The sequence below is a fragment of the Micromonospora pattaloongensis genome (genome assembly GCF_900107255.1).
GTDB lineage: Bacteria > Actinomycetota > Actinomycetes > Mycobacteriales > Micromonosporaceae > Micromonospora_I > Micromonospora_I pattaloongensis.
The window spans coordinates 703,612-730,345 of sequence record NZ_FNPH01000001.1; the positions used below are offsets into that span (position 1 = coordinate 703,612).

Here is a 26,734-nt window from a genome sequence, read left to right on the forward strand (position 1 = left end):
CGCCCGTCGAGATCAGCTGGCGGCGAAGATGATCGGGTCGGCGCTGCGGTAGTACCGGGCGTCCTTTTCGGTCGGGTCCACCGGCTGGGCGAGGCGTTCCACCGCCACGAAGCCGTCGGCGGCGTAGCCGTACCCGGGCGCCCAGTTGGTCTTCTCCCGCCCGGTGCGGAGCACGAACCGGGACCGCTCGGCCCCGCTGGCCACGTCGATGGTGACCAGGTCGCGGCCGGGGGTCAGCAGGTGCACCCGGCCCGGCTGCACGGCGACCACCCGCGTCCCGGCCTCCACCGGCCGCCGCCACAGCTCGGCCCCGGTGCGGACGGACCGCGCGGTCAGCTCGGCGCCGTCGCGCCGCACCGCGGCCTCTCCGACCAGCCACGCGTCCGGCTGATCGAGCACGCCCGCCGCCACCGGCGCGCCGCCGTCGAGCAGCCAGCCGCGCGCCCGGTCGCCGCTCGTGCTGCGCATCGCCGCGCAGCCCGAGCGCGCGACGCCGCAGCCGAGCGGCTCCACGACGAGCGGTCCGCCGCCGTCCGGCCGCCACGCCGGCGCCGGCTGCCCGGTGGCCACGTCCCGTCGGCGAAGAGTCTGCGGTGACGCGCAACTGTCCGTCGTCACGTACTCGCCCGAGCGGGTGGTGAAGCCGTCCCGGTCGCAGGCCGCGTCGCCGCGCCACAGCTCCGCGCCGCTGCGCAGGTCGAACCCGCGCGGCCCATCCTCGCCCGTCACCACCGCGACGGGGCGTCCGTCGCGAGCGGTGGCGGTGTGCAGCCCGGCCGGCGCGTAGACGGTGAGGGCGCCGGTGCGTCGGCCGGCGTACCCGGGGGTTTCCGGTCGCGGGCCGGCGGCCCGCCAGACGGGACGTCCGCTCCGGGCGTCCAGCGCGACCAGCTCCCCGTCGGACCACCGGCTGAGGACCGTTGCGCCGTCCGCGACGACCCCGACCAGCTGTTCCGGCCACCGCCGGTACGACCAGTACGGCGTGACCTGCGCCTTCGCGTCGATCGGGCCGTCCGCGCGGACCTGGCGCTTCGCCGCGTACACCCGGAGCCGGCCGTCGACGAGCAGCGGCGCGACCGGGAACCGGGCGACGACCCCGGGCTGCGCGGTCGGGGGCGGCGGATACCCGCCGCGGGCGGCCGTGACCACCTCGGTCGGGGCGAGAACGCGGTAGCCGATCACCGCGGTCGCCACGAGCAACACGACCGCCGCGGCGGCGATCACCGCGATGCGGCGTCGCCGGCCGCGCCCACCCGCCGTGACCTCGGCGTCCGCCATGCCCGCACCTCCGCGGGCACCCTATCGATCCCGCGCGGCGCCCGATCAGGCGGCCGCGGCCGGATCGCCGTTGGCCGGCACCGGCGTCGCGACGGCGAGCGCGAGGTCGGCCAGGTCCTGCCGGAGGGCGCCCTCGACGGTACGGGCGGCGAGCCCGCCGAGCACGAACGCCAGGAATCGTCCACCCGGGCCGTTCGGGGCCCCGTCGTGCACGACCGTGACCGCCGTCCTGCCCCGACGGCGGCCGGCGTCGACGGGCGTGAGCGTGTACGTCATCCGGTAGTCCGCGCCGTCCCCACGCGAGCTGGCCACGAAGCGGTGCGGCGCGGCGCAGTCGTCGACGTGGAACTCCTCGGTGACGCAGGTGCCGTCCGGCATCGTCCGTGACTCGCACCAGATGGTGCCGAGGCCGAACCGGCCGGGGGTCAACACCCGCACCTCGTCCACGGTGGAGAGCCACGTGATCCGTTCGGTCAGGTCGGTCATGACCCGCCAGATGTGTTCGGCGGGCGCGTCGAGTAAGCGTGTCACCGTCACCGTCGACATGGCGCCTCCCTGGGTCAACAGTAAGGCCAGACGCCGGGAACCTGTAGCCGTTTCGCGACCGTGGGTTCATCGACCGGGCGCGGGCAGGGGTGCGCCGAAGGCCGGGTCCTAACCGTGGCGGGCCGGCAGGATCGTGCCGGTCACCTCACCCAGCCCGATGGTGGTGCCGTCCGGTCCGGGGGCGGTCGCCCGGATCGTCACCGTGTCGCCGTCCTCCAGGAACGTCCGGGCGCTGCCGTCGGCGAGCGTCACCGGCTCCCGCCCACCCCAGCTGAGCTCGAGGAACGACCCGGTCTGGTCCCGCTCGGGACCGGACACGGTGCCGGAGGCGAAGAGATCACCGGACCGCAGCGACGCGCCGTTCACGGTCAGGTGCGCGAGCTGCTGCGCGGGGGTCCAGTACATGGTCGAAAACGGCGGCCGGCTCACGACGCCGCCGTTCCATTCGACCTCCAGTCGCAGGTCGAGGCCGTGGTGCGGCTCGTCGCGCAGGTAGTCGAGGACCGGCGGGTCCTGCGGCGGCGCCGACACCCGGGCGTGGGCGAGGGCGTCGAGCGGCACGACCCACGCCGAGACCGAGGTGGCGAAGGACTTGCCGAGGAACGGCCCGAGCGGCTGGTACTCCCACGCCTGGATGTCCCGCGCCGACCAGTCGTTGACCAGCACCACCCCGAAGACGTGGTCCGCGAACTTCTCGATCGGCACCCGGTCGCCCAGCTCCGTCGGCACCCCGACCACGAAGCCCACCTCGGCCTCGATGTCCAGCCGCGCCGAGGGCCCGTAGACCGGGCCGTCGGAGGTGGGACGCTGGCCGCACGGGCGCACCACCGGGGTGCCGGAGACAACGACCGTGCCGGCCCGGCCGTGGTAGCCGATCGGCAGGTGCCGCCAGTTGGGCAGCAGCATCGGCTGGCCCGGTCGGAAGATCTGCCCGACGTTGGAGGCGTGGTGCTCGGAGGAGTAGAAGTCCACGTAATCCCCGACCGCGAAGGGCAGGGTCAGCTCGACCTCGGCGAGCGGGATCAGCAACGGCTCCACCGCCGCGCGGTGCTCCGGCAGGGTGAGCAGCTCGATGATGCGGCGGCGTACCGCCGTCCACTGTGGGCGACCCAGCGCGAGGAAGTCGTTGAGGACCGGCCGGCGCAGCGCGCCGCCCGCGAGGACCAGCTCGGCCGCCTCCGCGCCGTCGAGGTCCAGCACGAAATCCCCGACGCGTACGCCCAGCCGCGGCTCGCGTCCGTCGTGCCGGAATGCCCCGTACGGCAGGTTCTGCACCCCGTACGGCGAGCCGGCGGCGCCGTCAACCCACGTCATTCCTCGTAGCCCCCATCGATCAGACCGAGCCGGATCAGGTCGGTCAACGGCTCGGCGATGCTGCACGAGCCGAACCCTATCCACAGTGGACGTCGCTCGAGCCGGCGCGCCCGCGCTGCCTCGACCAGCTGCAATGCGTCGGTGACCGCGAGCTGCTCGGCAATCTCCGCGACCTCGGCGCCGTCGGCGGCCGCCGCCGCGGCGACCAGCACGTTGAGGAAGCCGTGGTGCGCGAAGCCCGTCTCCGGGTCGGTGTCGCGCACGGCGTGGTGCAGCCCCGCGGTGAGCTTGAAGGGGAGATCGCGGTCGCGGCAGGCGCAGATCACGGCGGCCAGCTCGACCGGGGTCGGAAAGAGCTCGGCGGCGAGCCCGCCGGTGCGGAACTTCGCCGCGACCCGGCCGACCCGCGCCCGCGCGGCGGCGACCGTGTCGAGGGCACCGAGCAGGCCCCAGGTCAGCGGGATCTCCGCGTACACGTCGACGCCGTCGGCCTGCCACGGCAGGCCGAGGAGTTCGGCGAGCCCGGGGTGCGGGTCCTCGCCCCGCTTGGCGACCGCGGCCTCGACCTGCCGGATCCGGATCCGCGGGTCGAGTCCGCCCCGGGTCGCGTGCAGCCGGGCGATCGCGGGCACGTCGCCGATGACGCCGACGTCGATTCGCTCGTCGGCCCCCAGCAGCGGCGGCAGCTCGGCCAGGGCCGCGACCGGCACGAGCAGCGGGCCGACCAGGTCGGCGTACCGGGCGGCGCGGTGCTTCCGGTGCGCGGTCACGGCGGCGGGGAGCGTGGCGCTGCCGGGCGGGAACACCGCGGCGTCGTCGACGAGTCCGGCGAAGAGCCGGGGCACCTGCGTTGACACGAACACAGAACTTAGTGGACGCTACGAGAAACGGACAACAGCGTCCGATAATCGGACGGTATCGGCCGGTGAACGCGACATTACGGAGGGTTGTCATGCCGTACTACCGCAGCGTCGGCGAGGTGCCCCGTAAGCGGCACACCCAGTTCCGGCAGCCCGACGGCACGCTGTACGCCGAGGAACTGATGGGGCAGGAGGGCTTCTCCTCCGACTCGTCGCTGCTCTACCACCGGCACCTGCCCACCGCGATCGTCGCGGCCGAGGAGTACGACCCGCCGGCCTGGACACGGGTGCCGAACCGGCCGCTCAAGCCCCGTCACCTGCGCACCCACAAGCTCGACAGCGGCGGAGCCGACGCCGTGCTCGGCCGGCAGCACCTGCTGGCCAACGACGACGTCCGGATCTCGTACGTGGTGGCGGACCGCCCGTCGCCGCTCTACCGCAACGCCATCGGCGACGAGTGCCTGTACGTCGAGTCCGGCACGGCGCGGGTGGAGTCGCCGTTCGGGGCGCTGGACGTCTCCGCCGGCGACTACGTGATCATCCCGACCTCGGTCATCCACCGGATCGTCCCCACCGGTCCCGAGCCGCTCCGGGTGCTGACGATCGAGGCGACCGGGCACATCGGGCCCCCGAAGCGGTACCTGTCGGTGCGCGGGCAGTTCCTGGAGCACGCCCCCTACTGCGAGCGCGACGTGCGGGGACCGGCGGAACCGCTGCTGGTCGACGACGAGGACGTCGAGGTGTATGTGCAACACCGTCGCGGATGGACCCGTCATGTTTACGCCCACCACCCGTTCGACGTGGTCGGCTGGGACGGCCACCTCTACCCGTGGGCGTTCTCGATCCACGACTTCGAGCCGATCACCGGGCGCATCCACCAGCCGCCGCCGGTGCACCAGACCTTCCAGGGCCCGAACTTCGTGATCTGCTCGTTCGTGCCGCGGAAGGTCGACTACCATCCGCTGGCCATCCCGGTGCCGTACAACCACCACAACGTCGACTCCGACGAGCTGCTCTTCTACACCGGCGGCAACTACGAGGCCCGGCGCGGCTCCGGGATCGAGCAGGGGTCGATCTCGCTGCACCCCGCCGGGTTCACGCACGGACCGCAGCCCGGCGCCGCCGAGCGGGCGATCGGGGTGGACTACTTCGACGAGTTGGCCGTCATGGTCGACACCTTCCGGCCGCTCGACCTCTGCGACCCGGCGCTCGCCTGCGAGGACACGGCGTACGCCTGGACCTGGGCCCGGCGCGGCCCGGCCACGGAGCGGTAACGGACGAGCGGCACCCCCCGGCCGCCCGGCGTCGCTGCGTTCACGCGCGGGGCAGCAGTTCGCGCCACGCCGCGAACTGCGCGAGGGCGCTGACCGCGATCGCCAGCGCGAGCGGCCACGGGGTGCCGATCAGGGTGTAGAGCAGGATCAGGCAGGGGGCCGCCGCGACGGCGTACACGGCCAGCGCGAGGGGACGGTCGGCGCGCACCAGGTTCGGCAGCAGCGTCTTGATCGAGCCGGGCAGCCGGGCGGCGAGCACCCAGACCGTGATGAACCCGCCGATCGCCAGCAGCCCTGCCCAGATCCGCGAGGCGGTCCCGCTGCCGGCCGCGACGAACGCGACCAGCACCGCCGCCACCATCCCGTAACCGGCGCCGATGAGCACGAGCTGCCGCAGCGCCATCCCGATCGTCCGGCCGCCGTCCATCCGCGTGGGCTGCAGCGCCGCCGCCTCCGCGATGTGCTCCAACGCTTCGGCGTACCGCCGCTGTTCGAGGCGGATCACGCCCAGGTCGTGGCGCGCCTCCGCGAGCTCCGGGTCGAGCCGCAGCGCCTCCCGGTAGGCCCGCTCGGCCAGGTCGAAGAGCTCCAGTCGCGCGGCGACCAGCCCGAGCACCAGATGCGCCTCGGGCTCCTCCGGCGCGAGCTCGACGCCCCGCCACGCCGCGTTCAGCGACTGCTGCCCGTTGCGTGCCTCGGCCAGGATCGCCGCGCCGCTGCGCTGGGCGTACGCGTCGTCCGGGCCCAGCACCAGCACCCGATCCGCCATCGCCGCCGCTTCGCGGAACCGGCGCAGGTCGGCGAGGGCGAGCCCGCGCGCCACAACCGCCGGAATGAAGTCGGGGGCCGCAGCAACCGCCGAGTCCGCGGCGGCCAACGCGTCGTCGGGCCGCTCGGCCGCGAGGTGCACCCGGGCGAGAACGGTCAGGACGATCGGGTTGCCGGGCTCGAGCGCGACGGCATAGCCCAGCTCGGCCGCCGCCTCGTCGTAGCGGCCGAGATCGGCGAGGAGCTGGGCGCGCTGGAGGTAGCCCTCGGTGGAGGCGTCCGGGGAAGAGGCGGCGTCGCTGGACACGCGGCCGAGCCTAGCCGGCCGCCGCACCCCGTCGATCAAGGAGTTGTCGCGACAGAAGCGCCGCGCGGGGTCAGCGGGGGTGGATCATCGCGACGGCGAGCCCGGCGAGGCCCTCGCCGCGGCCGGTCAGCCCGAGACCGTCGGTGGTGGTGCCGGAGACGCTGACCGGGGCGCCCACCGCGTCGGAGAGCACCCGCTGCGCCTCGTCCCGGCGCGGTCCGATCTTCGGCCGGACCCCGATCACCTGGATCGAGACGTTGCCGATCTCGAAGCCCGCGGCGCGAACCCGGCGGGCGGTCTCGGCGAGCAACGCGACGCCGGCGGCTCCGGCCCACTCCGGCTCGGCCACGCCGTAGTTGGAGCCGAGGTCGCCCAGGCCGGCCGCCGAGAAGAGCGCGTCACAGGCGGCATGCGCGGCGACGTCGCCGTCGGAGTGCCCGGCCAGGCCGTCGACGTCCGGCCAGAGCAGGCCCGCCACCCAGCACGCGCGGCCGGCTTCGAAGGCGTGTACGTCGGTGCCGACGCCGACCCGCGGAATGATCACCCCGAAAGGGTACGCGGCTCAGCCGGCCGACACCGGCGGGGCGGTCGCCAGCAGGTGCTCGGCGAGCGCCAGGTCGAACGGTCGGGTGATCTTCAGGGCGTATTCGGAACCGGGGACGCAGGTGACGACGCCGCCCTGCTTCTCCACCAGGCCGGCGTCATCGGTCAACGCGTCCACCGCGGCGGCGTGGGCGGCGGCCAACACGTCCCGCCGAAAGCCCTGCGGGGTCTGGACGGCGCGCAGCGCCGATCGCTCGACGGTGCCGAGCACGACGCCGTCGGCCGAGACCTCCTTGACGGTGTCGACGACCGGGAGCACGGGGATGACCGCGTCGGCCCCGGCCCGCACGGCGGCGGCCACGGACTCGACGAGCGCGGGCGGGGCGAGCGCGCGGGCGGCGTCGTGCACCAGGATGATCTGCGGGCCGGCGGGTACGGCGCGCAGCGCCGCCGCAACGGACTCCTGCCGGGTGTCGCCGCCGGGCACGACGACCACCGGAGCGACGTCGGCGAGCAACGCGCGGACGGATTCGACCTCGGCCGCCGGGGCGGCGACGACGACCGCGGCCACGGACGGCGCGGCGGCGACCCGACGCACGGCGTGCACCAGCAGCGGCTCGCCGCCGAGCAGTCGCAGCGCCTTGGGCGCGCCCGGACCGAGCCGGACGCCCGCGCCGGCAGCCGGAACGAGGACCGCGACGTCACCGCGCGGATTTTGATGCGCGGTCACGTCGCGGTCCTCGGCTGGTTGATGCGCTGGATCGGCAACGAACGAGTGACTCGGCGTCTTACGCCTCGGTCAGCACCTTGTCGAGCAGGATCTCGGCCTCGTCTTTGGTGCTCTTCTCGGCGAGGGCGACCTCGCCGACCAGAATGTCACGCGCCTTCGCGAGCATCCGCTTCTCACCCGCGGAGAGGCCCCGCTCGCGCTCACGACGCCACAGGTCACGCACCACCTCGGCGACCTTCAGCGGGTTGCCGGAGGCAAGCTTCTCGAGATTCGCCTTGTAACGCCGCGACCAGTTCGTCGGCTCCTCAGTGTGCGGGGCGCGCAGAACGTCGAAGACCTTGCCCAGGCCCTCCTCGCCAACGACCTCTCGCACGCCGACGATCTCGGCATTCTCGGCGGGCACCCGCACCGTCAGATCACCCTGAGCGACCCTGAGAACGAGGTACTGCTTCTCCTCGCCCTTGACGACCCGAGTCTCGATTGCCTCGATGAGTGCGGCCCCGTGGTGGGGGTAAACAACGGTCTCGCCGACACTGAAAACCATAGGTTCGAAACCCCTTTCGCTGTGTCTAGGGTAACACGCTCAGGCACCGATGTCCCACCCCGGGCCTGACCGTTAGCCCAGCTCAGAGGCGTTGTGAGAGGTCTTTCTCCGGCTTGACAACCGGACTGTCCGACGTTTTCAACACTCTCCGTGACTTTTTGATCACGCGCGTGTAGCGAGAGTCGTAAATATCGGACGTAGGGCGTTTCGGCGCTTCAAGCATATCTCTCCGTACGGGCCAGCGACCACCACTGGCGGTACCCGGCCCGATCCAGGACGCTGGGCGGTGACCCCGATCGATGGTGCGCAGCGACAGGGGGGCGACGATGGCCGGGCCGGGCTCTCCCGACGGACCGCCCGACGGCCTGCCGGAGCTGCCACCCCACTGGGGTCCGATCGTCATCCCGGACGACCCCGCCGAGCTGGCGGCCGAGGCCCTTGCCCTCCGCCGCGAGCTGCGCGAGAACGCGACACGGACCGGCGGTCCGAGCCGGCGCCCCGACGCGGGCGCCACCGCGCCCACCCGGCTGCGGATGCCGCTGCTCATCGTGGCGATCGCGATGCTCACGACCCTCACCAGCCTCTTCGGGATCGGCTGGAGCTCGCCGCCACCGCCCGCGCATGGGCCCGCCACCGGCGGGAGCCGGGCCGGACAGCCCCTGCCGGCGCTCGACGTCATCGACGCGAACGGGACGACCGTGCCGCTGCGCGCGCTCCTGCCCGCCGTGATCATGCTGCCCGAACGGTGCGAGTGCGCCGATCAGATCCTCGCGACCGCGGCCGCCGTACCGGCGGAGGTGAACGTCGTGGTGCTGACCAGCGGCGCCGCGCAGCCCAGCCCGGCGCCGCGCGCGCCCGCCCTCGCCACGCCGATCCGCGCGCTCGCCGACCCGGCGAGCGGGCTCCGCGGCCACCTGCGGTTGACCCCGACACCCGCCACGGCAACCGTGCTGCTGGTCGGGGCGGCCGGCGACATCGTGCTGCTGCTGCCGGCGACCACCTCGATGACGGAGTACGCCGGGCACCTGCCGTCGCTCGCGCGCTGAGCACGTCGGCCGTCAGTCGGACGTCCGGGACAGCAGCGCCGCGTAGAGCGTCAGCCCCGGGCCGAACGCGAGCATGACGATCCAGCGCGGCGGCCGCGGCGCGCGGCGCAGCCGGTCCAGGATCAGCAGCACCGTCGGGGACGAGCAGTTTCCGTGCTCGGCGAGCGTGGACCGGGACTCGGCCAACGCCTCGGGATCCAACCCGAGCTCGCGCTCCACGACGGTCAGAATCCGCGGACCGCCGGGATGCACCGCCCACCCGTCGACGTCGACGAGGCGCAGACCGTGCCGGCCGAGCAACTGCCCGACCAGATCCCGTACGTGCAGCGCCAGCACCTGCGGCACCCGCGGCGACAGCCCCATCCGGAAGCCGAGATCCGTCACGTCCCACGTCATGTGGTCGGCGGTGGAGGTGTCGGTCAGCGCGGTGACCTCGCGCACGGCGTACCCCGGACCGGCTCCCGGCACCACCACGACGGCCGCCGCGGCGTCCGAGAAGAGCGCGTGCGCCACGATCTGCTGCGTGTCCACCCGGACGGCCGACGGCTGCAGATGCAGACTGGTCAGCTCCGCGCAGAGCAGCAGGGCCGGCCGCCGGCGGGCGACGACGAAATCCGTCACCGCCCCCAGCCCGGGCAGCGCGGCGTAACAGCCCATGTGCCCCACGAAGAGCCGCTGCGTGTCGGGCGCCATGCCCATGTCCCGGGCGAGCAGGATGTCCAGCCCGGGCGTGACGTAGCCGGTGCAGGAACAGACCGCGAAGAGCCCGACGTCACCGGCGGTCAGCCCGCTCGCGGTCAGCGCGCGGTCCACCGCCTCCTTGCCCAGCGGCAGCGCCTCAACCAGATAGCGGCGCATCCGCCGCTCCGTCGGCCACTCCGCGACGTCCTCCAGCAGCGGGCTGACCGCCGCCTGCCGACGCCGTACCCCCGAGTTCGCGAAGATCCGCTCCGCCAGCGCACGCGTCGTGCCCGCGTAGCGGCCGGCGAAGAAGCGCTCCCACAGCTCCTCCTGTGTCGTCGACGGGGGCAGCGCGAGCCCGATGCCGGCCATCACCGGCGCGCTCACCATCGCGGCGCCGATCCCTCGCGGTCCGGGTCCCCGCCGAGCGCGGCGACCCCGAGCCAGTCGGCGCAGACGTCGGAGGTCGGCGGGTGCAGCGAACCGCACCGCGCGTCCCGGTAGAGCCGCTCCAGCGGATGCCCCCGCCGCGTCGCCGAGGTGCCGGCCGCCTCCAGCATCGAGGCCGCCACCTCGGCCGCGGTCGTGCCGGCGAGCAGCTTCGCCCGCCACACCCAGCGGTTCGTCTCCGGATCCCCCGGCGCCTCGTCGACCCGGCGTGCCGCCTCCGCCACCACCAGCCTCGCGGCGGCCACGCTCGCCTCGGCCCGTCCGATCCGGGACCGGATCGCCGGCAGCCCGGCCAGCCCGCGCGCGGTGACGTGCTCCACCGCGGCGTCGACCGCCGCCCGCGCCACCCCCACGTACACCGCCGCGTAGCTGGCGACCATCCAGTGCGGCATCAGCTGCGCGACCACCAGCGCCAGCCCCTCGACCCCGCCGAGCAGCGTGTCGCGCCCGACAGTGACGTCCAGGTGCAGGTCGTGGGAGGAGGTGGCACGCATGCCGAGCGAGTCCCAGGTCGGCTCGACGTGCAGTCCCTCGAGCGTCGCCGGCACGAGGAACTGCGACACCACGGCCGGGTCGGCGGCGCTGCGGGCCGCGACCAGGTACGCGTCCGCGTGCCCCGCGCCCGAGCAGAAGCTCTTCGCGCCCTTGAGGTGGTATCCGCCGTCGACCGCCTCGTACACCGTGCTGAGCTGCGACAGCCGCGAGCCGGCGCCCCGCTCGCTCATCGCCACCGCGTACCAGGAGCCCGCCGCCGCGTCGGCGAGCAGCTTGTCGCGCGCCGCGAGCGCCGCGTCCGGCACCCCCAGCGCCTCCGCCAACTCCTCCGTGACCGCGCTCAGCGCCCCGGTCACCGAGGCGTGCATGTTGAACACCAGCGCGGTCGCCCCATTCCCCCGCGCCAACTCGTACGCGACGGCCACGTACTCGGCGAAGCCCGCGCCGACACCACCGAGCCGGCCCGGCACCATCAACCCGAACAGCCCCGCGTCACGCAGCTCCGCGAAGTCCTCGACCGGGAACGCCCCCGCCCGGTCGTACTCCCCGGCACGCGCGGCCAGCCGCGGCGCCAGTCGCCGCGCCACTTCCGACGCATCCACCACCATCGTCATCCCCCTTCGCGGTTGACCCCGGGTCCCGCCGATCGCCGACCCTGCCCGTCCTTCGTCCCGCGCCCCTGGTAGAGCACCGCGGTCGACCACGTCGGCACGATCCGGGCCCGCCCCGGCCGGCTGCACCGGACCAGCCATCGCAGCAGGCCGGGCAGGGTCGGGCGGATCCCGCGGACCGCCAGGCGTACGCCGTGCCTCGCGCACTCGGCGGTGAGCACCCGGGGGTCGACGAAGAGCCGCGGGTCGTGGATGCCGCGCGGCACCCCGGGCACCCGCTCGGCGACCGACACCGCCAGCAGCCGGCTCAACGCCGTGGCGTTGAGCGTGTCCAGCACCAGCAGCCCGCCGGGACGCAGCACCCGGCACACCTCGGCGACGGTCCCCGGCAGGTCGGGCACGTGCTCGAAGAGCTCCCCCGCGGCGACCACGTCCGCCGCGCCGGCGGCGAGCGGCAGGGCGCCGGCGTCGGCCAGCACCGGCGTCAACCCGCGCTCCCCCGCCTGCCGCAGCGCCGAGCGCACCAGATCCACGCCGACGTGCCGGTAGCCCTTCGCGGCCACGTGCGGGGCGAGCAGACCCGCCCCGCAGCCGACGTCGAGCAGCACGGCGCGCGGGTGGCGCGCCGGCGGAATGAGCCGGGCCCGCGCCTCGGCGAGCCAGTGCAGCATTTCGAAGGCGCCGTCCGGCCGCCACCACTGGTCCGCCAGTTCGTCGTACTGGCGGGGATCGTTGCGCGGCAGGGTGCGCATGGTGCTGAGCGTGGCACGACTCGCTGGTAACAACCAGACTTCCGGTATGACTCGCCTGGTGTTACGCCACGGTCTGGGGCTGCTCCGGGCGAGCCACCCCGAGCCGGCAGTCGCGGTCACGACCGTCACGGTGCTGCTCGCCGTGGGTGTCGGGCACCGGCCCGCCGGCGCGCTCGCCGTCGGGGCCGCCGTGCTGGCCAGCCAACTCGCGGTCGGCTGGACGAACGACTGGCTCGACGCCGGCCGGGACGCGGTCGCGGGCCGGGCCGACAAACCGGTGGCGACCGGAGCCGTACGCCGGGATCCCGTGGGCGTGGCCGGGGTGCTGGCCGCGCTGGCCACACCGGTGCTGGCGCTGATCAGCAACGCGACCGCGGCGGCCTGCCTGACCGCGGCGCTGGTGTCGGCGCTGCTCTACAACTGGCCGCTCAAACGCACGCCGCTGTCGGTGCTGCCCTACATGATCTCGTTCGCCGCCCTGCCCGCGTTCATCGTGCTGGCGTTGCCCGGCGCGCCCGCCCCGCCGGCCTGGCTGGTCGTCGCCGGGGCGCTGCTCGGCGGCGGCGCGCACTTCGCCAACGTGCTGCCCGACCTCGACGACGACGCCCGCACCGGCGTACGCGGGCTGCCGCACCGGCTCGGCGCCGCCGGATCGCGGCTCGCCGCGATGGCGCTGCTGCTCACCGCGACCCTCGTCCTGGTCCTCGGACCGCCCGGACCGCCGGGGTGGGTGGGGTGGGCCGCGCTCGCGACCGCGGCCGTGGTCCTGCCGGCCGGGTGGTACGTCAGCCGCGCCGCGCAGCGCCGGGGGAGCCGGTCGGTGGGGGCGTTCCGGGCGGTGATGCTCGTGGCCGTCGTGGATGTGCTCCTGCTCGTGCTCGGCGGCCGGGTCGTGTGACGCGGGCGTCGGGGGCGAAATGGCGGGTCGGCGCGGGGCGGCGGATCACGGGCAACTACGCTGGAACCGGTCTGCGCGGCCGTGACCGCCGCGCCGGGCGCCCCAATCGGCGCCGATCGCAACGAGGAGGACCCACGTGACGCGCTCGATCCGGGGAACCCGCCGGGCTGCGGTGCTGCTGGCCGGCGCCGCCGCCAGCGCCCTGCTGCTGGCCGGCTGCGGAACTGGCCAGCTCGCGGAGACCGCGCTGAAGGATTCCGCAGTGCCGGGAGTGAACGCCGACTCCCGCGACGGCGCGATCCAGCTCCGCAACCTCCTGGTCCCCTACAAGGACCCGAAGGGCTACCCGGCCGGGAGCAGCGCCCCGATCTCGGTGGCGCTCTACAACATGACCGGCTCCCCGATCACCGTACGGATCACGACCGCCCCGCCGCAGGACCCGGAGAGCAAGGACTCCGTGTTGTCCGGCCGGTCGGTCTCGCTGGTCGCGGCCGGCGCGGCCAGCCCGGGCGCGTCGCCGGGCCCGAGCGCCTCGGTCACCGCGATCCCGAGCGGCGCCAACACCGTGAGCCCGAGCGCGTCGGCGAGCCCGAGCGACTCCGCGAGCCCGAGCGGCGCCCCGGCGGAGAGCGCGTCGCCGAGCGGCGAGCCCGAGCGCCCCGCCGAGATCACCATCCCGGCCGGCGGCTCCGCGATCTTCCTGGCGGGTAGCAACCGCGAAGGCATCCAGGTGAACGGGCTCGACCGCGACCTGGTGCCGGGCAAGTCGGTGAACCTGGTCTTCGAGTTCGAGCACAACGGCGAGCGGCAGGAACTCCACGCCGCGGCGCCGGTGGGCCTGCCGCTCAGCCCGGCGCCGCGCGGCAGCGCGGGCCACGACGAGATCAGCGGCGGCCACTGAGCCGAACGTGAGCTACGGCGCGGGCCGGGCGTGGCGAGGCCATGCCCGGCCCGTTTCGTCGTACCCGTTGGTTAACGTCCTGACGTGACCTCCCGATCCGCCCCCCGCGCCGCCGCCCGTTCCCGCGAGCCACGGCCCGCGTTCGAGTGCGATGCCTGCGGCCACCAGCCTCCGAAGTGGGTGGGGCGGTGTCCGGAGTGCGGCGAGTGGGGGTCGGTGGTCGAGTCCACCCTCACCGGCCCGGTCGTCTCCGGCCGCGTGGTCAGCTCGCGGATGCCCGCCGAGCCGGCCCGCCCGATCGCCACGATCAGCGCCGCGCCGGCGAAGGCCCGTCCGACCGGGGTCGCCGAGCTCGACCGGGTGCTCGGCGGCGGCCTCGTGCCGGGCGCGGTGGTTCTGCTCGCCGGCGAGCCGGGGGTCGGCAAGTCCACGCTCCTGCTGGACGTGGCCCAGCAGTGGGCCGCCGGCGGCTCTCCGTCGCTGGTCGTGAGCGGCGAGGAGTCGGTCAGCCAGGTACGGCTGCGCGCGGAGCGGATGGGCACGCTGCACGACCAGCTCTACCTCGCGGCGGAGAGTGACCTGGGGGCCGTCCTCGGCCACCTCGACGCGGTCAAGCCCGGGCTGCTCGTGCTGGATTCGGTGCAGACCATCTCGACCCCGGGCACCGAGGGCGTGCCGGGCGGGGTCACCCAGGTCCGCGCGGTCACGGCGGCGCTCGTCGCGATCGCCAAGGAGCGCAACATCGCGACCGTGCTGGTCGGCCACGTCACCAAGGACGGGCAGGTCGCCGGTCCCCGCGTGCTCGAACACCTCGTCGACGTGGTCCTGCACTTCGAGGGCGACAAGCACTCCTCGCTGCGGATGGTGCGCGGGGTGAAGAACCGCTTCGGCGCCGCCGACGAGGTCGGCTGCTTCGAGATGCACGAGGGGGGCATCACCAGCCTCGCGGATCCGTCCGGGCTCTTCCTGACCCGCTACGCCGAGCCGGTTCCCGGCACCTGCGTGACGGTCGCGATGGAGGGGCGCCGCGCGCTCGTCACCGAGGTGCAGGCGCTGATCGGCGCCACCGTCGCCGGCTCGCCGCGGCGGACCGTGTCGGGTCTGGACAGCGCCCGGCTCGCGATGGTCCTCGCCGTGCTGCAGCGCCGCACCGAGCGGCTGACCCTGCACGACCGGGAGGTGTTCGCGGCCACCGTCGGCGGCATCCGAGTCGTGGAGCCGGCCGCAGACCTCGCCGTCGCCCTCGCGGTCGCCTCCGGCGGCCTCAACCTGGCGATCGCCCCGCACCTGGTGGCGATCGGCGAGGTGGGGCTCACCGGCGAGGTCCGCCGGGTCGGCGCCGTGCCGCGCCGACTGGCCGAGGCGGCCCGGCTCGGCTTCCGGTTCGCGCTCGTGCCGCCCGGCTGCGGCCCCGAGTCCACCGGCGTGAAGGCCGACAACATGCAGGTGACAGAGGTCACTGACGTGCGCGCCGCGCTGCAATGGGCGGCGAAGTTCTCGGCGGAATGATGTCGCCGGTCACCGCCGGGGGTGCGACAACGACGGCGGGCGCGCGGCTGCCCCGGACAAGGGGCGTCAAGTCACCGCAAGCCGGGCACCGATGCCGCGCCGCCGTGCGGGAGGACCATCGCCGGGCGGCGCGGGCCGGCGGGCGCCCCACGGCGCTGCGCAGTAACCACGACAGCACCGAGCGCATGGCGGTCCGTAGACTGTGCCCGTGCCGATCGACCGCGATGCGAACAGAGCCGCCAGCGCCAGCCCACCCGGCCGCGCCGGCGTCGTCGGCTCGCCTGGGCGCGCCATGAGCGCCAGCGGGAACACCCTGGCCGGTTCAGGGCCCACCGGCGACCCGCTCCGGGCCAACCTCGCGCTGATGGCACCGGGCACCGCGCTCCGTGACGGCCTGGAGCGGATCCTGCGCGGGCGGACCGGCGCGCTGATCGTGCTCGGGTACGACAAGGTCGTCGAGTCGCTCTGCACGGGCGGGTTCCCGCTCGACGTCGAGTTCTCGTCCACGCGGGTCCGTGAGCTGTGCAAGATGGACGGCGCCGTCGTGCTCTCCAGCGACGGCACCCGCATCGTCCGGGCCGCCGTGCACCTGATGCCCGATCCGTCGATTCCGACCGAGGAGTCCGGCACCCGCCACCGCACCGCCGAACGTGTCGCCCGGCAGACCGGCTACCCGGTCATCTCGGTCAGCCAGTCGATGCGCATCATCAGCCTCTACGTCAACGGCCAGCGGCACGTCCTCGACGACTCCGCCGCGATCCTGTCCCGCGCCAATCAGGCGCTGGCCACGCTGGAGCGTTACAAGCTGCGGTTGGACGAGGTCTCGGGGACGCTGTCCGCGCTGGAGATCGAGGACCTCGTCACGGTCCGGGACGCGGTCGCCGTCGTACAGCGCCTCGAGATGGTCCGCCGGATCGCTGACGAGATCTCCGGGTACGTCGTCGAGCTCGGCACCGACGGCCGGCTCCTCGCGCTGCAACTCGACGAGCTGATGGCCGGCGTCGACGCGGACCGGACGCTGGTGATCCGCGACTACCTGCCGGTGGGCCGGAAGGCGCGCACCCTGGACGAGGCGCTGGTGGAGCTCGACCTGCTAACCGCGACCGAGATGATCGATCTGGTCGCGGTCGCCAAGGCGATCGGCTACCCGGGCGCGTCCGACGCGCTCGACGCGGCGGTCAGCCCGCGCGGCTTCCGGCTGCTGGCCAAGGTGCCGCGGCTGCCCGGCATGGTCGTCGACCGTCTCGTCGATCACTTCGGAAGCCTGCAGCGGCTGCTCGGCGCGACCGTCGAAGACCTGCAGGCCGTCGACGGGGTGGGCGACGCGCGCGCCCGCGGCGTACGGGAGGGACTGTCCCGGCTCGCCGAGGCATCCATCTTGGAGCGTTACGTCTGACGGCGCGTCAGGCGACGACCTGCAGCCGCACCGGGTCGCTCACCTTGCTGCCCACCCGGCCGAAGACCTGGTAGTCGCCGGCCGGCGCGGGGTTTCCGGTCGCCATCCCGTTCGCGCAGGCGGTGGAGAGGCGGCCGTTCCAGGAGACCTGGTACTCGCGCTCGAAGGCGGGCGAGAACGCCTCCACCCGCGACCCCTTCGCGATGCCGCAGCGGTCCGAGGACCACACGGTCCGGGCGCCCTGCTTGATGTAGATCTCCTGAAGGTCCGCCCCGACGTCGCGGCTGCAGGTCCGCGCAGAGACGTTCTTGACCTTCAGGCGCAACTCGATCGTCCCGCCCTGCCGCACGGCGCTCTGCGCCGGCACCGGCGTCACCGAGATCTCCGCGTCCGTGCACGCGTCGCCGTCCACCGCCCCGACGGCCGGCTGCTCCTGCGTCGGCGCCGTGTCGGTCGGCGGATCGGCGCTGCCCGGCGCATCCACCACGTCGTCGTCCTCCGTGGGCGGCGCGCCGGTCTCCGGCGTGAGCACGCCGGGGCTGGCCGGCGCGGAGGCATCCGGGCTCGGCGAGCCGTTCGCGCCGGTCTTCCGGTCGTCGCCACCGGATCCACTGCACGAGTAGACGATGATCATTAGGAAAACCAGCAGCGCGCCGAGCACCGCGGCTCGCCGCCGCCAGTAGACGGCGGTCGGCAGTGGCCCAACCGTCAGTCGCATGATGCCTCACCGTATCGGGGCGGATCGCGTTGATCCCGACGACGCGCCGGGGCGACGCGCACCGACGCGTCACCGCTTTCAGAGATCGTTGTGCATCACAGGTATACCTTGCGTTGGTACACCGCATGCGCCCCGGCCACCCGGTCGAGGAAGAGCAGGCCGGCACAGTGGTCGATCTCGTGTTGCAGGGCGCGCGCCTCGAACCCGTCGGTCGTCAGGCGCACCGGCTCCCCCGTGCCGGGCAGCACCCCCTCCACCACGACCCGGCCGGCGCGCTTGACGTCGCCGGTCAGGTCCGGCACGGACATGCATCCCTCGCGCCCGGCCTTCCACCGCGTCGCCTCGACCAGCGAGGCGTTGCAGAGCACGAAGGTGCCGTGCACCGTCAGCGCCTTGGGATGCCCGGTGACATCGACGGCGAACACGCGGGCGCCGACCCCGATCTGCGGCGCGGCCAGCCCCACACAGCCCGGCGAGACCCGCATGGTGGCCACCAGGTCCGCGGCGAGCTGCACGGTCTCCGGGGCGGTCGGGTCCACCTCCTCGCCCGCCCGGCTCAGCACCGCGTCCGGCGCGGTCACCACCGGCTGCACCTGACCGGCCACCCCGAGCGCGTCGACCGTCCAGTCGCCGAGGCCCGTGCCCTCGCCGCTCACAGCACGTCCGACTCGGAGCGGCGCAGCGTCACCTCGACATCGAGGCCGCGCCCCACCTCCGCGAGCCGCGCCGTGACCCGCTCCACGACCTCCGGGGCCAGCTCCACCTCGGCGACGAGCACGTAGAGCGATCCGCTGAGCCGGGTGGTGAGGTCCGTGATGTTGCCGCCCGCCTCGGCCAGCACGCGGGTCACCGCCGCGACGATGCCGAGCCGGTCGGCGCCGTGCACGCTCATGACGTACGGCTCGCCGCCGGAGAGGGCGGCCCCGTCGCCGCGGACGATCCGCACCGTCGCCAGCAGTTGCCCGTCGGCGGTGAGCGGCTCGAGCGCGGCCTCGACCTGCGGCGCGGCCGGCCCCGAGCAGACCAACGTCATCGCGAAGTGTCCGCGCAGCCGGGTCATGGTGGAATCGGTGAGGTTGGCGCCGAGTCCGGCGAGCACCTCGGCGACGTCCGCCACGATGCCGGGCCGGTCCCGTCCGATCACGGTGATCGCAAGCTCGTTCATCCGGGCAGTCTGCCCGATCGCCGGACGCGCGCGCGGCCGGCCGGCCCGGCGCGTCCACGGTACGGGACGTGATCGTCGTCATCCCCCCGTTCCGGCGGTGGGCGGGCGGCAGCGATCGGGACGGGCGTGACAGGATCGACCCCGCCATGCCCGAAACCACGCTCGCCGCCGCGGCCATCCGGTGGTACGACGAGAACGCCCGTGACCTGCCGTGGCGGGAGCCCGACGTGGGGGCCTGGGCGATCCTGGTCAGCGAGATCATGCTGCAGCAGACCCCGGTCGTACGGGTGCTGCCGGCGTGGCGTGCCTGGCTCAGCCGCTGGCCCACCCCCGCGGCCCTGGCGGCGGACACCCCGGCCGAGGCGATCCGGATGTGGGGTCGGTTGGGCTATCCGCGACGCGCGCTGCGGCTGCGCGAGTGCGCGGTGGCGATCGTCGAACGGCACAGCGGCGTGGTGCCGACCGACCTGGACGCTCTGCTGGCGCTCCCCGGCGTCGGCACCTACACGGCGCGGGCGGTCGCGACGTTCGCGTACGGGCAGCGGCATCCGGTGGTGGACACGAACGTGCGCCGGTTCGTGGCGCGGGCGGTGGCCGGGGAACCGGACGCCGGCCCGGCGACCCGGCCGGCCGATCTGGTGGCGACCGAGGCACTGCTCCCCGCCGAGCCGGTCCGGGCCGCGCGGGCGAGCGCCGCCTTCATGGAGCTGGGCGCGTTGATCTGCACGGCCCGCACGCCGCGCTGCGCGGACTGCCCGGTGACGGAGGTCTGCGCGTGGCGGGCGTCCGGGCGGCCGGCGCCGACCGGCCCGACCCGCCGTCCGCAGCAGTACGCCGGCACCGACCGCCAGGTTCGCGGGCTGCTGCTGGCGGTGCTGCGGGAGGCGACCGGCCCGGTGCCGCATGAGCGGTTGGACCTGGTCTGGGCGGACGCCGCGCAGCGCTCGCGCGCGCTGGCGGGCCTGGTCGCCGACGGCCTGGTGGAGCTGGTCGGCGACGCCTGCGTCCTCGCCGGCGACCGCCCCGGATGACCGCCACGGGCTTGCAGCCGTGGCGCGGATTCGCGCCTGGAGGTGGTGCGGATCGTCGCGGTCGATGGGTGGAGATACGGAACGGCCCCGGTCGAGCGGGGGAACCGCTCGACCGGGGCCGGTCGCTGAGCTGACTACCGATTACTCGTCGGCGCCGGCGGCGGCGGTGCCGCCGAGATCGGCCGGCACGGCGTCCGGCACGACCACCGGCTTGTCCGCGCCGCGGAACACCAGGCGCGACTTGTCGGTGTCCTCCGGGTCACCCTCGCAGTCGATGACCACGATCTGACCCGGCTTGAGCTCGTTGAACAGGATCCGCTCCGACAGGTTGTCCTCGATGTCGCGCTGGATGGTCCGGCGCAGCGGCCGGGCGCCCAGCACGGGGTCGAAGCCCTTCTTCGCCAGGTACTTCTTGGCGTTGTCGGTCAGCTCCATGGACATGTCCTTGTTGCGGAGCTGGCTCTCGATCCGCGCGATCATGATGTCCACGATCGAGAGGATCTCGGTCTGCTGGAGCTGGTGGAAGACGATCGTGTCGTCGATCCGGTTCAGGAACTCCGGGCGGAAGTGCTGCTTCAGCTCGTCGTTGACCTTCTGCTTCATCCGGTCGTAGTTGGACTCGGAGTCCTCCGACGCCTGGAAGCCGAGCGACACCGCCTTGGCGACGTCGCGGGTGCCCAGGTTGGTGGTCAGGATGATCACCGTGTTCTTGAAGTCCACGATGCGGCCCTGACCGTCGGTGAGCCGACCGTCCTCGAGGATCTGCAGCAGCGTGTTGAACACGTCGGGGTGGGCCTTCTCGATCTCGTCGAACAGGACCACCGAGAACGGCCGACGGCGCACCTTCTCGGTGAGCTGGCCACCCTCGTCGTAGCCGACGTAGCCGGGGGGCGCCCCGACCAGCCGCGACACGGTGTAGCGGTCGTGGAACTCGCTCATGTCGAGCTGGATCAGCGCGTCCTCGCTGCCGAAGAGGAACTCCGCCAGCGCCTTGGACAGCTCGGTCTTACCGACACCGGACGGACCGGCGAAGATGAACGAGCCCGACGGACGCTTCGGGTCCTTGAGGCCGGCCCGGGTACGACGGATGGCCTTGGAGACCGCCTTGACGGCGTCCTCCTGGCCGATGACCCGCTTGTGCAGCTCATCTTCCATGCGCAGCAGCCGGGAGGTCTCCTCCTCGGTGAGCTTGTAGACCGGGATGCCGGTCCAGTTGCCCAGCACCTCGGCGATCTGCTCGTCGTCGACCTCGCTGACGACGTCGAGGTCGCCGGCCTTCCACTCCTTCTCCCGCTGGGCCTTCTGCCCGAGGAGCTGCTTCTCCTTGTCGCGCAGCTGCGCGGCCCGCTCGAAGTCCTGCGCGTCGATCGCGGACTCCTTGTCGCGACGCACCTGGGCGATGCGCTCGTCGAAGTCACGCAGGTCTGGCGGCGCGGTCATCCGGCGGATGCGCATCCGTGCGCCGGCCTCGTCGATCAGGTCGATCGCCTTGTCCGGCAGGAACCGGTCGGAGATGTAACGGTCGGCCAGCGTCGCGGCCGCCACCAGCGCGGCGTCGGTGATGCTGACGCGGTGGTGCGCCTCGTAACGGTCACGCAGACCCTTGAGGATCTCGATCGTGTGGGCCAGCGACGGCTCACCCACCTGGATCGGCTGGAACCGGCGCTCCAGCGCCGCGTCCTTCTCCAGGTGCTTGCGGTACTCGTCGAGCGTCGTCGCGCCGATGGTCTGCAGCTCACCACGGGCCAGCATCGGCTTCAGGATGCTCGCCGCGTCGATCGCGCCCTCGGCGGCGCCGGCGCCGACCAGGGTGTGGATCTCGTCAATGAACAGGATGATGTCGCCGCGGGTGCGGATCTCCTTCAGCACCTTCTTCAGGCGCTCCTCGAAGTCACCGCGGTAGCGGGAACCGGCCACCAGGGCACCGAGGTCAAGCGTGTAGAGCTGCTTGTCCTTCAGCGTCTCCGGGACCTCACCCTTGATGATCTTCTGCGACAGCCCCTCGACGACCGCGGTCTTACCGACACCGGGCTCGCCGATCAGGACCGGGTTGTTCTTGGTACGGCGGGAGAGCACCTGCATCACCCGCTCGATCTCCTTCTCGCGCCCGATGACCGGGTCGAGCTTGCCCTCACGGGCCGCCTGGGTGAGATTGCGGCCGAACTGGTCCAGCACCAGGCTGGTCGACGGCGCGGCCTCGCCCGGCGCGGCACCGGCCGCGGCCGGCTCCTTGCCCTGGTAGCCGGAGAGCAGCTGGATGACCTGCTGGCGGACCCGGTTGAGGTCGGCACCGAGCTTGACCAGCACCTGGGCGGCGACGCCCTCGCCCTCACGGATCAGCCCGAGCAGGATGTGCTCCGTGCCGATGTAGTTGTGGCCGAGCTGCAGCGCCTCACGCAGGGAGAGCTCCAGCACCTTCTTGGCCCGCGGCGTGAACGGGATGTGCCCGCTCGGCGCCTGCTGACCCTGGCCGATGATCTCTTCCACCTGCTGGCGGACGCCCTCCAGGGAGATACCGAGACTCTCCAGGGCCTTGGCCGCCACGCCCTCACCCTCGTGGATGAGGCCGAGCAGGATGTGCTCCGTGCCGATGTAGTTGTGGTTGAGCATCCGGGCCTCTTCCTGGGCCAGGACGACAACCCGTCGCGCTCGGTCGGTGAACCGCTCGAACATGCCCTCGTGCTCCTCACGTGCCGTGCGCCATTGATCTGGCGGGGCCAGCGCCCGGACGTCCAGGTGGACGCCCGTGGCATCACTCTATCGCCGCGGACCGACTCTGCTCCTGCCGTGCGTTGCCGGGCTGGACCCTGTCCGCGACGTTTTATCCAACTGTGCAGGCTCCACGGCTGTTCCCAGAGCCCGGCGGTCTACGCGCTGAGCGAAATCCCGCCGCGCGCGTCGCACCGGAGATCGTCCACAGCCCGGAGCGGACGTTGTCCACAACCTGTGGACAACGTCTCCACGGGGTGTGGACAACGCCGCAGAGGGCGGCAGACAACACCAGACCGGGGCATAAACGCCAAACGGCACCGGGTGCGGGGCGAGAACCCCGTACCCGATGCCGCATGGACGGCCCGCCGCGGCGGGACCAGCACTGACCGCGAAAACGACAGTCTCAGCGCCCGGCCTTGGCGTGGTATTCGTCGACGATCTCCTGCGGGATGCGACCGCGGTCGGAGATGTCCTTGCCTTCCTTCTTCGCCCAGGCGCGGATCGCCTTGTTCTGCTCGCGGTCGGCGGCCGCACCACCGCGACCACGGGCGGCACGCCCACCGACCACGACGCCACCGCGGCCCATCTTCGATCCGGCCGCCACGTACGGAGCGAATACGTTCCGCAATTTCTCGGCGTTCTTGGTGGAGAGGTCGATCTCGTACTGAACGCCGTCGAGCGAGAACTTGACGGTCTCGTCCGCGTCGCCGCCGTCCAGGTCGTCGACCAGCTTGTGAATGATCTGCTTGGCCACGGGCCGCAATCCTTTCGAGCAGGTGTTCCGCAAACAAGAGAACAATAGCTTGAAAGATGCGCGGTACGTCAATAGGACACGGCAACTACTCGGGACGGACCAACGGGAACAGGATGGTTTCCCGAATACCGAGGCCGGTCAGCGCCATCAGCAGCCGATCGATTCCCATTCCCATGCCGCCCGCCGGGGGCATTCCGTACTCCATCGCCCGGAGGAAGTCCTCGTCCAGCTGCATGGCCTCGTCGTCGCCCTTTGCCGCCAACTGCGCCTGCGCCACGAGGCGCTCACGCTGCACCACCGGGTCCACCAGCTCGCTGTACGCGGTCCCCAGCTCGAAGCCCATGACGTAAAGGTCCCACTTCTCCGCGAGGCCGGGCCGCTCCCGGTGCGCCCGCGTGAGCGGGCTGGTCTCGATCGGATAGTCGCGCACGAACGTGGGTTCGTGCAGGCGCGGCACGACGAGTTCTTCGAAAAGCTCCTCGGCGAGCTTGCCCGGGCCCCACTTCGGGTCGACGGCGAGATTGTGCTTCTCGGCGTACTGCACCAGCCGCGCCATGTCGGTGTCGACCGTGACCTCCTCACCCAGCGCCTCGGAAAGCACGCCGTAGAGGGTCACCGACCGCCACTCGCCACCCAGATCAAGCTCGGTGCCATCGGCGTGGGCCACCACGTGCGATCCACTGATCGCCCGGGCGGCGTCCTGGACGAGTTCCCGCGTCAGCGTGGCCATCGTGTTGTAGTCGCCGTACGCCTCGTAGCACTCCAGCATCGCGAACTCGGGCGAGTGCGAAGAGTCGATGCCCTCATTACGGAAGTTGCGGTTGATCTCGAAGACGCGATCGATGCCGCCGACGACACAGCGCTTGAGAAAAAGTTCGGGAGCGATTCGGAGGTACAGGTCCGTGTCGAGCGCATTGCTGTGCGTCACGAATGGCCGCGCCGCGGCGCCGCCGTGGAGCAACTGCAACATCGGCGTCTCGACTTCGAGGAAATCGCGGCCATGCAGCGAATCACGCAGGCTGCGCAGCACGGTGGCGCGGGTGCGGACCGTCTGGCGGGCCTGCGGCCGCACGATCAGGTCCACGTACCGCTGCCGGACCCGCGCCTCCTCGCTCAGCGGCTTGTGCGCCACCGGCAACGGCCGCAGCGCCTTCGCGGTCAGCTCCCACGACTCGGCCAGCACCGACAGCTCGCCGCGGCGGCTGGTGATCACCTCGCCGGTGACGCCGACATGGTCGCCGAGATCGACCAGACGCTTCCACTCGTCCAGCCGCTCCGCGCCGACCCGGTCCAGCGAGAGCATGGCCTGCAGCTCGGTCCCGTCGCCCTCGCGCAGCGTCGCGAAGCAGAGCTTCCCGGTGTTGCGGAGGAAGATGACGCGTCCCGTCACGGACACCGTTTCCCCGGTGGCCGTATCGGTCGGCAGTTCGGCGAAGCGCTCGCGCAACGCGGCGAGGCTGGTGGTCCGCGGATAACCGACCGGATACGGTTCGGTCCCCTCGGCGAGCATGCGTTCCCGCTTTTCCCGGCGGACCCGCATCTGCTCCGGAAGGTCGTCGGTCACGTCAACGGGGACGGGCGTCTGCTCGGTCACTGAGTCTTCCCAAGAATAGGTTCCGGCGGTTGCGGCCAGCCTACTCAAGCGACAACTGGCGAGTTACGGGATAACCGGCGCACGGGTCGCGGGCCACACCCTGCCGCCCGTTTCGTCCCCGCTTGCGTCAGGTGTTGCGCTCGTACACCATCCGCAGCCCGATCAGCGTGATCATCGGCTCGTGATGCGTGATCGTCCGGCACTCCCCGATCACCACGGGCGCCAGGCCACCGGTGGCGATCACCGCCTTCAGCTCGCCCAGCTCCTCCACCATCCGCTCCACGATCCGGTCGACCTGGCCCGCGAAGCCGAAATACATGCCGGACTGCAGGCACTCCACGGTGTTCTTGCCGATCACCGACCGCGGCTTCGTCGGCTCCACCTTGCGCAGCTGCGCGGCGCGGGCGGCGAGCGCGTCGAACGAGATCTCGATCCCCGGCGCGAACGCGCCGCCGAGGAACTCCCCGCGCGCGCTGATCACGTCGAAGTTGGTGGTGGTGCCGAAGTCCACGACGATGGACGGCCCCCCGAAGAGCGCATGCGCCGCGAGCGTGTTCACCACGCGGTCCGCGCCGACCTCCTTCGGGTTGTCGATCGCCAGCTGCACGCCGGTCTTCACGCCCGGCTCGACGATCACGCTCGGGATGTCGCCGTAGTAGCGGGCCAGCATGGTGCGCAGCGACCGCAACGCGGCGGGAACGGTGGAACACGCGGCCACCCCGGTGATCTCCACGGCGTCGCCCGCCAACATGCCGCGGAACATCAGGCCGAGCTCGTCGGCGGTGGAGCGGGCGTCGGTCTTGATCCGCCAGGAGTGGACCAGCTTGTCGCCGTCGAACGTCGCCAGGACCGTGTTGGTGTTACCGATGTCGATGCAGAGCAGCACCGCGTCTCATCCCCTCGGCAGCGGATCGGGCACCGCCCCGCCGGCGCCGGTCGGCCGCAGGTCCAGTGCGATGTCCAAGATAGGCGAGGAGTGGGTCAACGCCCCCACCGAGAGGTAGTCCACCCCCGTGGCCGCGTACCGCGCCGCCACCTCCAGCGTCAGGCCGCCCGTCGCCTCCAGCTCGGCGCGGTCGCCGACAACCTCGACCACCTCGCGCAACGTCTCCGGCGACATGTTGTCGCAGAGCAGGAAGTCCGCTCCGGCCTCCACCGCCTCCACGGCCTCCGCCACCGTGGTGACCTCGACCTGGACCGGAACCTCGGGGAACGCGGTCCGGACCCGGCGGTACGCCGCCGCGATGCCGCCGGCCGCGAGCTTGTGATTGTCCTTGATCATCGCGACGTCGTAGAGGCCCATGCGCTTGTTGGTGCCGCCACCGGCCCGGACCGCGTACTTCTCCAGCAGCCGAAGCCCCGGCGTGGTCTTGCGCGTGTCCAGCACCATCGCCTTCGTGCCGGCCAGCGCGTCGGCCCAGGCCCGGGTGTGCGTGGCCACCCCCGACATCCGGCTCAGCAGGTTCAGCGCGGTGCGCTCGGCCGTGAGCAGCAGTCGGGTCGGTCCGGTCACCGTCGCCAGCACGTCGCCGCGCGCCACCACCGCGCCGTCGCCGGCGCGCAGCACCACCTCGACCGTACGGCCACCCGCGCCGACCGCGCCGACCAGCTCGAAGACGGCCGCCAGCACGGCGAGCCCGGCGACCACCCCGTCGGCCCGCGCGACCACGTCCGCGGTGTCGGTCTGCGCCTCGGGAATCGTCGCCAGACTCGTCACGTCCCGCAGCTCGGGACCCAGATCCTCGGTCAGCGCCTCGCGCACGATCCGCTCCACGGCCGCCGCCGGCAGCCCGGCCTCCCGCAGCGCCTGCGCCGTCGTTGGTGTCAGCACGAACCCTCCATCCCCGCCGCGCCGGA

26 protein-coding genes are annotated in these 26,734 nt (G+C 72.8%); 7 read left to right on the plus strand and 19 right to left on the minus strand.

Features of this window, described 5'->3' with window-relative positions; all coding sequences use genetic code 11:
• Window positions 1-12 precede the first annotated feature (12 nt).
• The 4 genes from BLW47_RS03440 to BLW47_RS03455 form a co-directional block, all read right to left on the minus strand.
• Window positions 13-1,278, minus strand: a complete 1,266-nt coding sequence (locus tag BLW47_RS03440; RefSeq protein WP_091551211.1) for an outer membrane protein assembly factor BamB family protein — start codon at window positions 1,276-1,278, stop codon at window positions 13-15.
• 45 nt (window positions 1,279-1,323) lie between these two features.
• Window positions 1,324-1,824: an SRPBCC family protein gene (locus tag BLW47_RS03445; protein WP_091551214.1), complete on the minus strand. Its 501-nt coding sequence runs from the start codon at window positions 1,822-1,824 to the stop codon at window positions 1,324-1,326.
• Between the two features lie 108 nt (window positions 1,825-1,932).
• The gene (gene fahA / locus BLW47_RS03450) at window positions 1,933-3,138 is read right to left on the minus strand and encodes a fumarylacetoacetase (protein WP_091551216.1); all 1,206 of its coding nucleotides are present in this window, start codon (window positions 3,136-3,138) and stop codon (window positions 1,933-1,935) included.
• The gene (locus tag BLW47_RS03455) at window positions 3,135-3,995 is read right to left on the minus strand and encodes a hypothetical protein (protein WP_091552489.1); all 861 of its coding nucleotides are present in this window, start codon (window positions 3,993-3,995) and stop codon (window positions 3,135-3,137) included. Before BLW47_RS03455 ends, fahA begins: the two co-directional genes overlap by 4 nt.
• 95 nt (window positions 3,996-4,090) lie before the next feature.
• Here BLW47_RS03455 and BLW47_RS03460 point away from each other — a divergent pair, with 95 nt between their 5' ends.
• The gene (locus BLW47_RS03460; RefSeq protein ID WP_091551219.1) at window positions 4,091-5,272 is read left to right on the plus strand and encodes a homogentisate 1,2-dioxygenase; all 1,182 of its coding nucleotides are present in this window, start codon (window positions 4,091-4,093) and stop codon (window positions 5,270-5,272) included.
• Between the two features lie 40 nt (window positions 5,273-5,312).
• Here the strand turns inward: BLW47_RS03460 and BLW47_RS03465 are convergent, their stop codons facing one another.
• From BLW47_RS03465 to BLW47_RS03480, 4 genes are all read right to left on the minus strand, one after another.
• Complete coding sequence (locus BLW47_RS03465; RefSeq protein WP_091551222.1) at window positions 5,313-6,347, minus strand: tetratricopeptide repeat protein; 1,035 nt, start codon at window positions 6,345-6,347, stop codon at window positions 5,313-5,315.
• A gap of 70 nt (window positions 6,348-6,417) precedes the next feature.
• On the minus strand, window positions 6,418-6,891 hold the full coding sequence (gene ispF / locus BLW47_RS03470) for a 2-C-methyl-D-erythritol 2,4-cyclodiphosphate synthase (RefSeq protein ID WP_091551224.1): 474 nt from the start codon (window positions 6,889-6,891) through the stop codon (window positions 6,418-6,420).
• An 18-nt stretch (window positions 6,892-6,909) separates the two neighbouring features.
• Complete coding sequence (gene ispD / locus BLW47_RS03475) at window positions 6,910-7,620, minus strand: 2-C-methyl-D-erythritol 4-phosphate cytidylyltransferase (RefSeq protein ID WP_091551226.1); 711 nt, start codon at window positions 7,618-7,620, stop codon at window positions 6,910-6,912.
• A gap of 58 nt (window positions 7,621-7,678) precedes the next feature.
• Window positions 7,679-8,164, minus strand: a complete 486-nt coding sequence (locus tag BLW47_RS03480; RefSeq protein ID WP_091551228.1) for a CarD family transcriptional regulator — start codon at window positions 8,162-8,164, stop codon at window positions 7,679-7,681.
• 326 nt (window positions 8,165-8,490) lie between these two features.
• On the opposite strand from BLW47_RS03480, the gene BLW47_RS03485 reads away from it, so the two are divergent.
• Window positions 8,491-9,210: a hypothetical protein gene (locus BLW47_RS03485; RefSeq protein WP_091551231.1), complete on the plus strand. Its 720-nt coding sequence runs from the start codon at window positions 8,491-8,493 to the stop codon at window positions 9,208-9,210.
• 12 nt (window positions 9,211-9,222) lie between these two features.
• Here the strand turns inward: BLW47_RS03485 and BLW47_RS03490 are convergent, their stop codons facing one another.
• Genes BLW47_RS03490 through BLW47_RS03500 form a run of 3 tightly spaced genes read right to left on the minus strand, consistent with a single transcriptional unit; the run spans window position 9,223 to window position 12,199 of the window.
• Window positions 9,223-10,281 (minus strand): type III polyketide synthase, encoded by a 1,059-nt coding sequence (locus BLW47_RS03490; protein ID WP_091551234.1) that lies wholly within the window; start codon window positions 10,279-10,281, stop codon window positions 9,223-9,225.
• Entirely contained in the window at window positions 10,275-11,444 is a 1,170-nt protein-coding gene (locus BLW47_RS03495; protein ID WP_091552490.1) for an acyl-CoA dehydrogenase family protein, read from the minus strand. Before BLW47_RS03495 ends, BLW47_RS03490 begins: the two co-directional genes overlap by 7 nt.
• Before the next feature lie 2 nt (window positions 11,445-11,446).
• A complete protein-coding gene (locus BLW47_RS03500) occupies window positions 11,447-12,199 on the minus strand; it encodes a methyltransferase domain-containing protein (RefSeq protein ID WP_091551236.1) in 753 nt (250 codons plus the stop codon).
• Here BLW47_RS03500 and BLW47_RS03505 point away from each other — a divergent pair.
• From BLW47_RS03505 to disA, 4 genes are all read left to right on the plus strand, one after another.
• Window positions 12,198-13,097 carry a UbiA family prenyltransferase gene (locus BLW47_RS03505; protein ID WP_091551239.1) on the plus strand — a complete coding sequence of 300 codons (900 nt, stop codon included), beginning with the start codon at window positions 12,198-12,200 and terminating at the stop codon, window positions 13,095-13,097. The two genes, BLW47_RS03500 and BLW47_RS03505, sit on opposite strands and share 2 nt — an antisense overlap.
• A 136-nt stretch (window positions 13,098-13,233) precedes the next feature.
• Entirely contained in the window at window positions 13,234-13,998 is a 765-nt protein-coding gene (locus BLW47_RS03510; protein WP_139307145.1) for a copper chaperone PCu(A)C, read from the plus strand.
• Between the two features lie 84 nt (window positions 13,999-14,082).
• A complete protein-coding gene (gene radA / locus BLW47_RS03515) occupies window positions 14,083-15,507 on the plus strand; it encodes a DNA repair protein RadA (protein ID WP_091551244.1) in 1,425 nt (474 codons plus the stop codon).
• A gap of 208 nt (window positions 15,508-15,715) precedes the next feature.
• The gene (gene disA / locus BLW47_RS03520) at window positions 15,716-16,903 is read left to right on the plus strand and encodes a DNA integrity scanning diadenylate cyclase DisA (RefSeq protein WP_091551247.1); all 1,188 of its coding nucleotides are present in this window, start codon (window positions 15,716-15,718) and stop codon (window positions 16,901-16,903) included.
• A gap of 7 nt (window positions 16,904-16,910) precedes the next feature.
• Here the strand turns inward: disA and BLW47_RS03525 are convergent, their stop codons facing one another.
• The 3 genes from BLW47_RS03525 to BLW47_RS03535 all read right to left on the minus strand — a co-directional run bounded on the left by BLW47_RS03525 (window position 16,911) and on the right by BLW47_RS03535 (window position 18,786).
• Window positions 16,911-17,621 carry a hypothetical protein gene (locus tag BLW47_RS03525; protein WP_091551249.1) on the minus strand — a complete coding sequence of 237 codons (711 nt, stop codon included), beginning with the start codon at window positions 17,619-17,621 and terminating at the stop codon, window positions 16,911-16,913.
• Window positions 17,622-17,716: 95 nt separating this feature from the next.
• On the minus strand, window positions 17,717-18,277 hold the full coding sequence (locus BLW47_RS03530) for a peptide deformylase (protein WP_091551251.1): 561 nt from the start codon (window positions 18,275-18,277) through the stop codon (window positions 17,717-17,719).
• Window positions 18,274-18,786: a glycine cleavage system transcriptional repressor gene (locus BLW47_RS03535; protein WP_091551254.1), complete on the minus strand. Its 513-nt coding sequence runs from the start codon at window positions 18,784-18,786 to the stop codon at window positions 18,274-18,276. Before BLW47_RS03535 ends, BLW47_RS03530 begins: the two co-directional genes overlap by 4 nt.
• A 146-nt stretch (window positions 18,787-18,932) precedes the next feature.
• Here BLW47_RS03535 and BLW47_RS03540 point away from each other — a divergent pair, with 146 nt between their 5' ends.
• The gene (locus BLW47_RS03540) at window positions 18,933-19,817 is read left to right on the plus strand and encodes an HhH-GPD family protein (protein WP_091552491.1); all 885 of its coding nucleotides are present in this window, start codon (window positions 18,933-18,935) and stop codon (window positions 19,815-19,817) included.
• A gap of 141 nt (window positions 19,818-19,958) precedes the next feature.
• On the opposite strand, the gene BLW47_RS03545 is transcribed toward BLW47_RS03540, so the two are convergent.
• The 5 genes from BLW47_RS03545 to nadC form a co-directional block, all read right to left on the minus strand.
• A complete protein-coding gene (locus tag BLW47_RS03545; RefSeq protein WP_091551257.1) occupies window positions 19,959-22,490 on the minus strand; it encodes an ATP-dependent Clp protease ATP-binding subunit in 2,532 nt (843 codons plus the stop codon).
• A 442-nt stretch (window positions 22,491-22,932) separates the two neighbouring features.
• Window positions 22,933-23,283, minus strand: a complete 351-nt coding sequence (locus BLW47_RS03550; RefSeq protein WP_091551260.1) for a histone-like nucleoid-structuring protein Lsr2 — start codon at window positions 23,281-23,283, stop codon at window positions 22,933-22,935.
• Window positions 23,284-23,368: 85 nt separating this feature from the next.
• Window positions 23,369-24,877 carry a lysine--tRNA ligase gene (gene lysS / locus BLW47_RS03555; protein WP_091551263.1) on the minus strand — a complete coding sequence of 503 codons (1,509 nt, stop codon included), beginning with the start codon at window positions 24,875-24,877 and terminating at the stop codon, window positions 23,369-23,371.
• 127 nt (window positions 24,878-25,004) lie between these two features.
• Window positions 25,005-25,763, minus strand: coding sequence for a type III pantothenate kinase (locus BLW47_RS03560; RefSeq protein ID WP_091551265.1), 759 nt, complete (start codon window positions 25,761-25,763; stop codon window positions 25,005-25,007).
• A gap of 6 nt (window positions 25,764-25,769) precedes the next feature.
• On the minus strand, window positions 25,770-26,705 hold the full coding sequence (gene nadC / locus BLW47_RS03565) for a carboxylating nicotinate-nucleotide diphosphorylase (RefSeq protein ID WP_091552494.1): 936 nt from the start codon (window positions 26,703-26,705) through the stop codon (window positions 25,770-25,772).
• Window positions 26,706-26,734: the final 29 nt, after the last annotated feature.

What these genes read in the sequence shown, in the direction of transcription:
- BLW47_RS03440 (WP_091551211.1), bottom strand. Translation starts at nt 1,278, where the DNA reads ATGGCGGACGCCGAGGTCACGGCGGGTGGGCGCGGCCGGCGACGCCGC.
- BLW47_RS03445 (WP_091551214.1), bottom strand. Translation starts at nt 1,824, where the DNA reads ATGTCGACGGTGACGGTGACACGCTTACTCGACGCGCCCGCCGAACAC.
- fahA (WP_091551216.1), bottom strand. Translation starts at nt 3,138, where the DNA reads ATGACGTGGGTTGACGGCGCCGCCGGCTCGCCGTACGGGGTGCAGAAC.
- BLW47_RS03460 (WP_091551219.1), top strand. Translation starts at nt 4,091, where the DNA reads ATGCCGTACTACCGCAGCGTCGGCGAGGTGCCCCGTAAGCGGCACACC.
- BLW47_RS03480 (WP_091551228.1), bottom strand. Translation starts at nt 8,164, where the DNA reads ATGGTTTTCAGTGTCGGCGAGACCGTTGTTTACCCCCACCACGGGGCC.
- BLW47_RS03485 (WP_091551231.1), top strand. Translation starts at nt 8,491, where the DNA reads ATGGCCGGGCCGGGCTCTCCCGACGGACCGCCCGACGGCCTGCCGGAG.
- BLW47_RS03490 (WP_091551234.1), bottom strand. Translation starts at nt 10,281, where the DNA reads ATGGTGAGCGCGCCGGTGATGGCCGGCATCGGGCTCGCGCTGCCCCCG.
- BLW47_RS03495 (WP_091552490.1), bottom strand. Translation starts at nt 11,444, where the DNA reads ATGGTGGTGGATGCGTCGGAAGTGGCGCGGCGACTGGCGCCGCGGCTG.
- BLW47_RS03505 (WP_091551239.1), top strand. Translation starts at nt 12,198, where the DNA reads ATGGTGCTGAGCGTGGCACGACTCGCTGGTAACAACCAGACTTCCGGT.
- BLW47_RS03500 (WP_091551236.1), bottom strand. Translation starts at nt 12,199, where the DNA reads ATGCGCACCCTGCCGCGCAACGATCCCCGCCAGTACGACGAACTGGCG.
- BLW47_RS03525 (WP_091551249.1), bottom strand. Translation starts at nt 17,621, where the DNA reads ATGCGACTGACGGTTGGGCCACTGCCGACCGCCGTCTACTGGCGGCGG.
- BLW47_RS03535 (WP_091551254.1), bottom strand. Translation starts at nt 18,786, where the DNA reads ATGAACGAGCTTGCGATCACCGTGATCGGACGGGACCGGCCCGGCATC.
- BLW47_RS03540 (WP_091552491.1), top strand. Translation starts at nt 18,933, where the DNA reads ATGCCCGAAACCACGCTCGCCGCCGCGGCCATCCGGTGGTACGACGAG.
- BLW47_RS03545 (WP_091551257.1), bottom strand. Translation starts at nt 22,490, where the DNA reads ATGTTCGAGCGGTTCACCGACCGAGCGCGACGGGTTGTCGTCCTGGCC.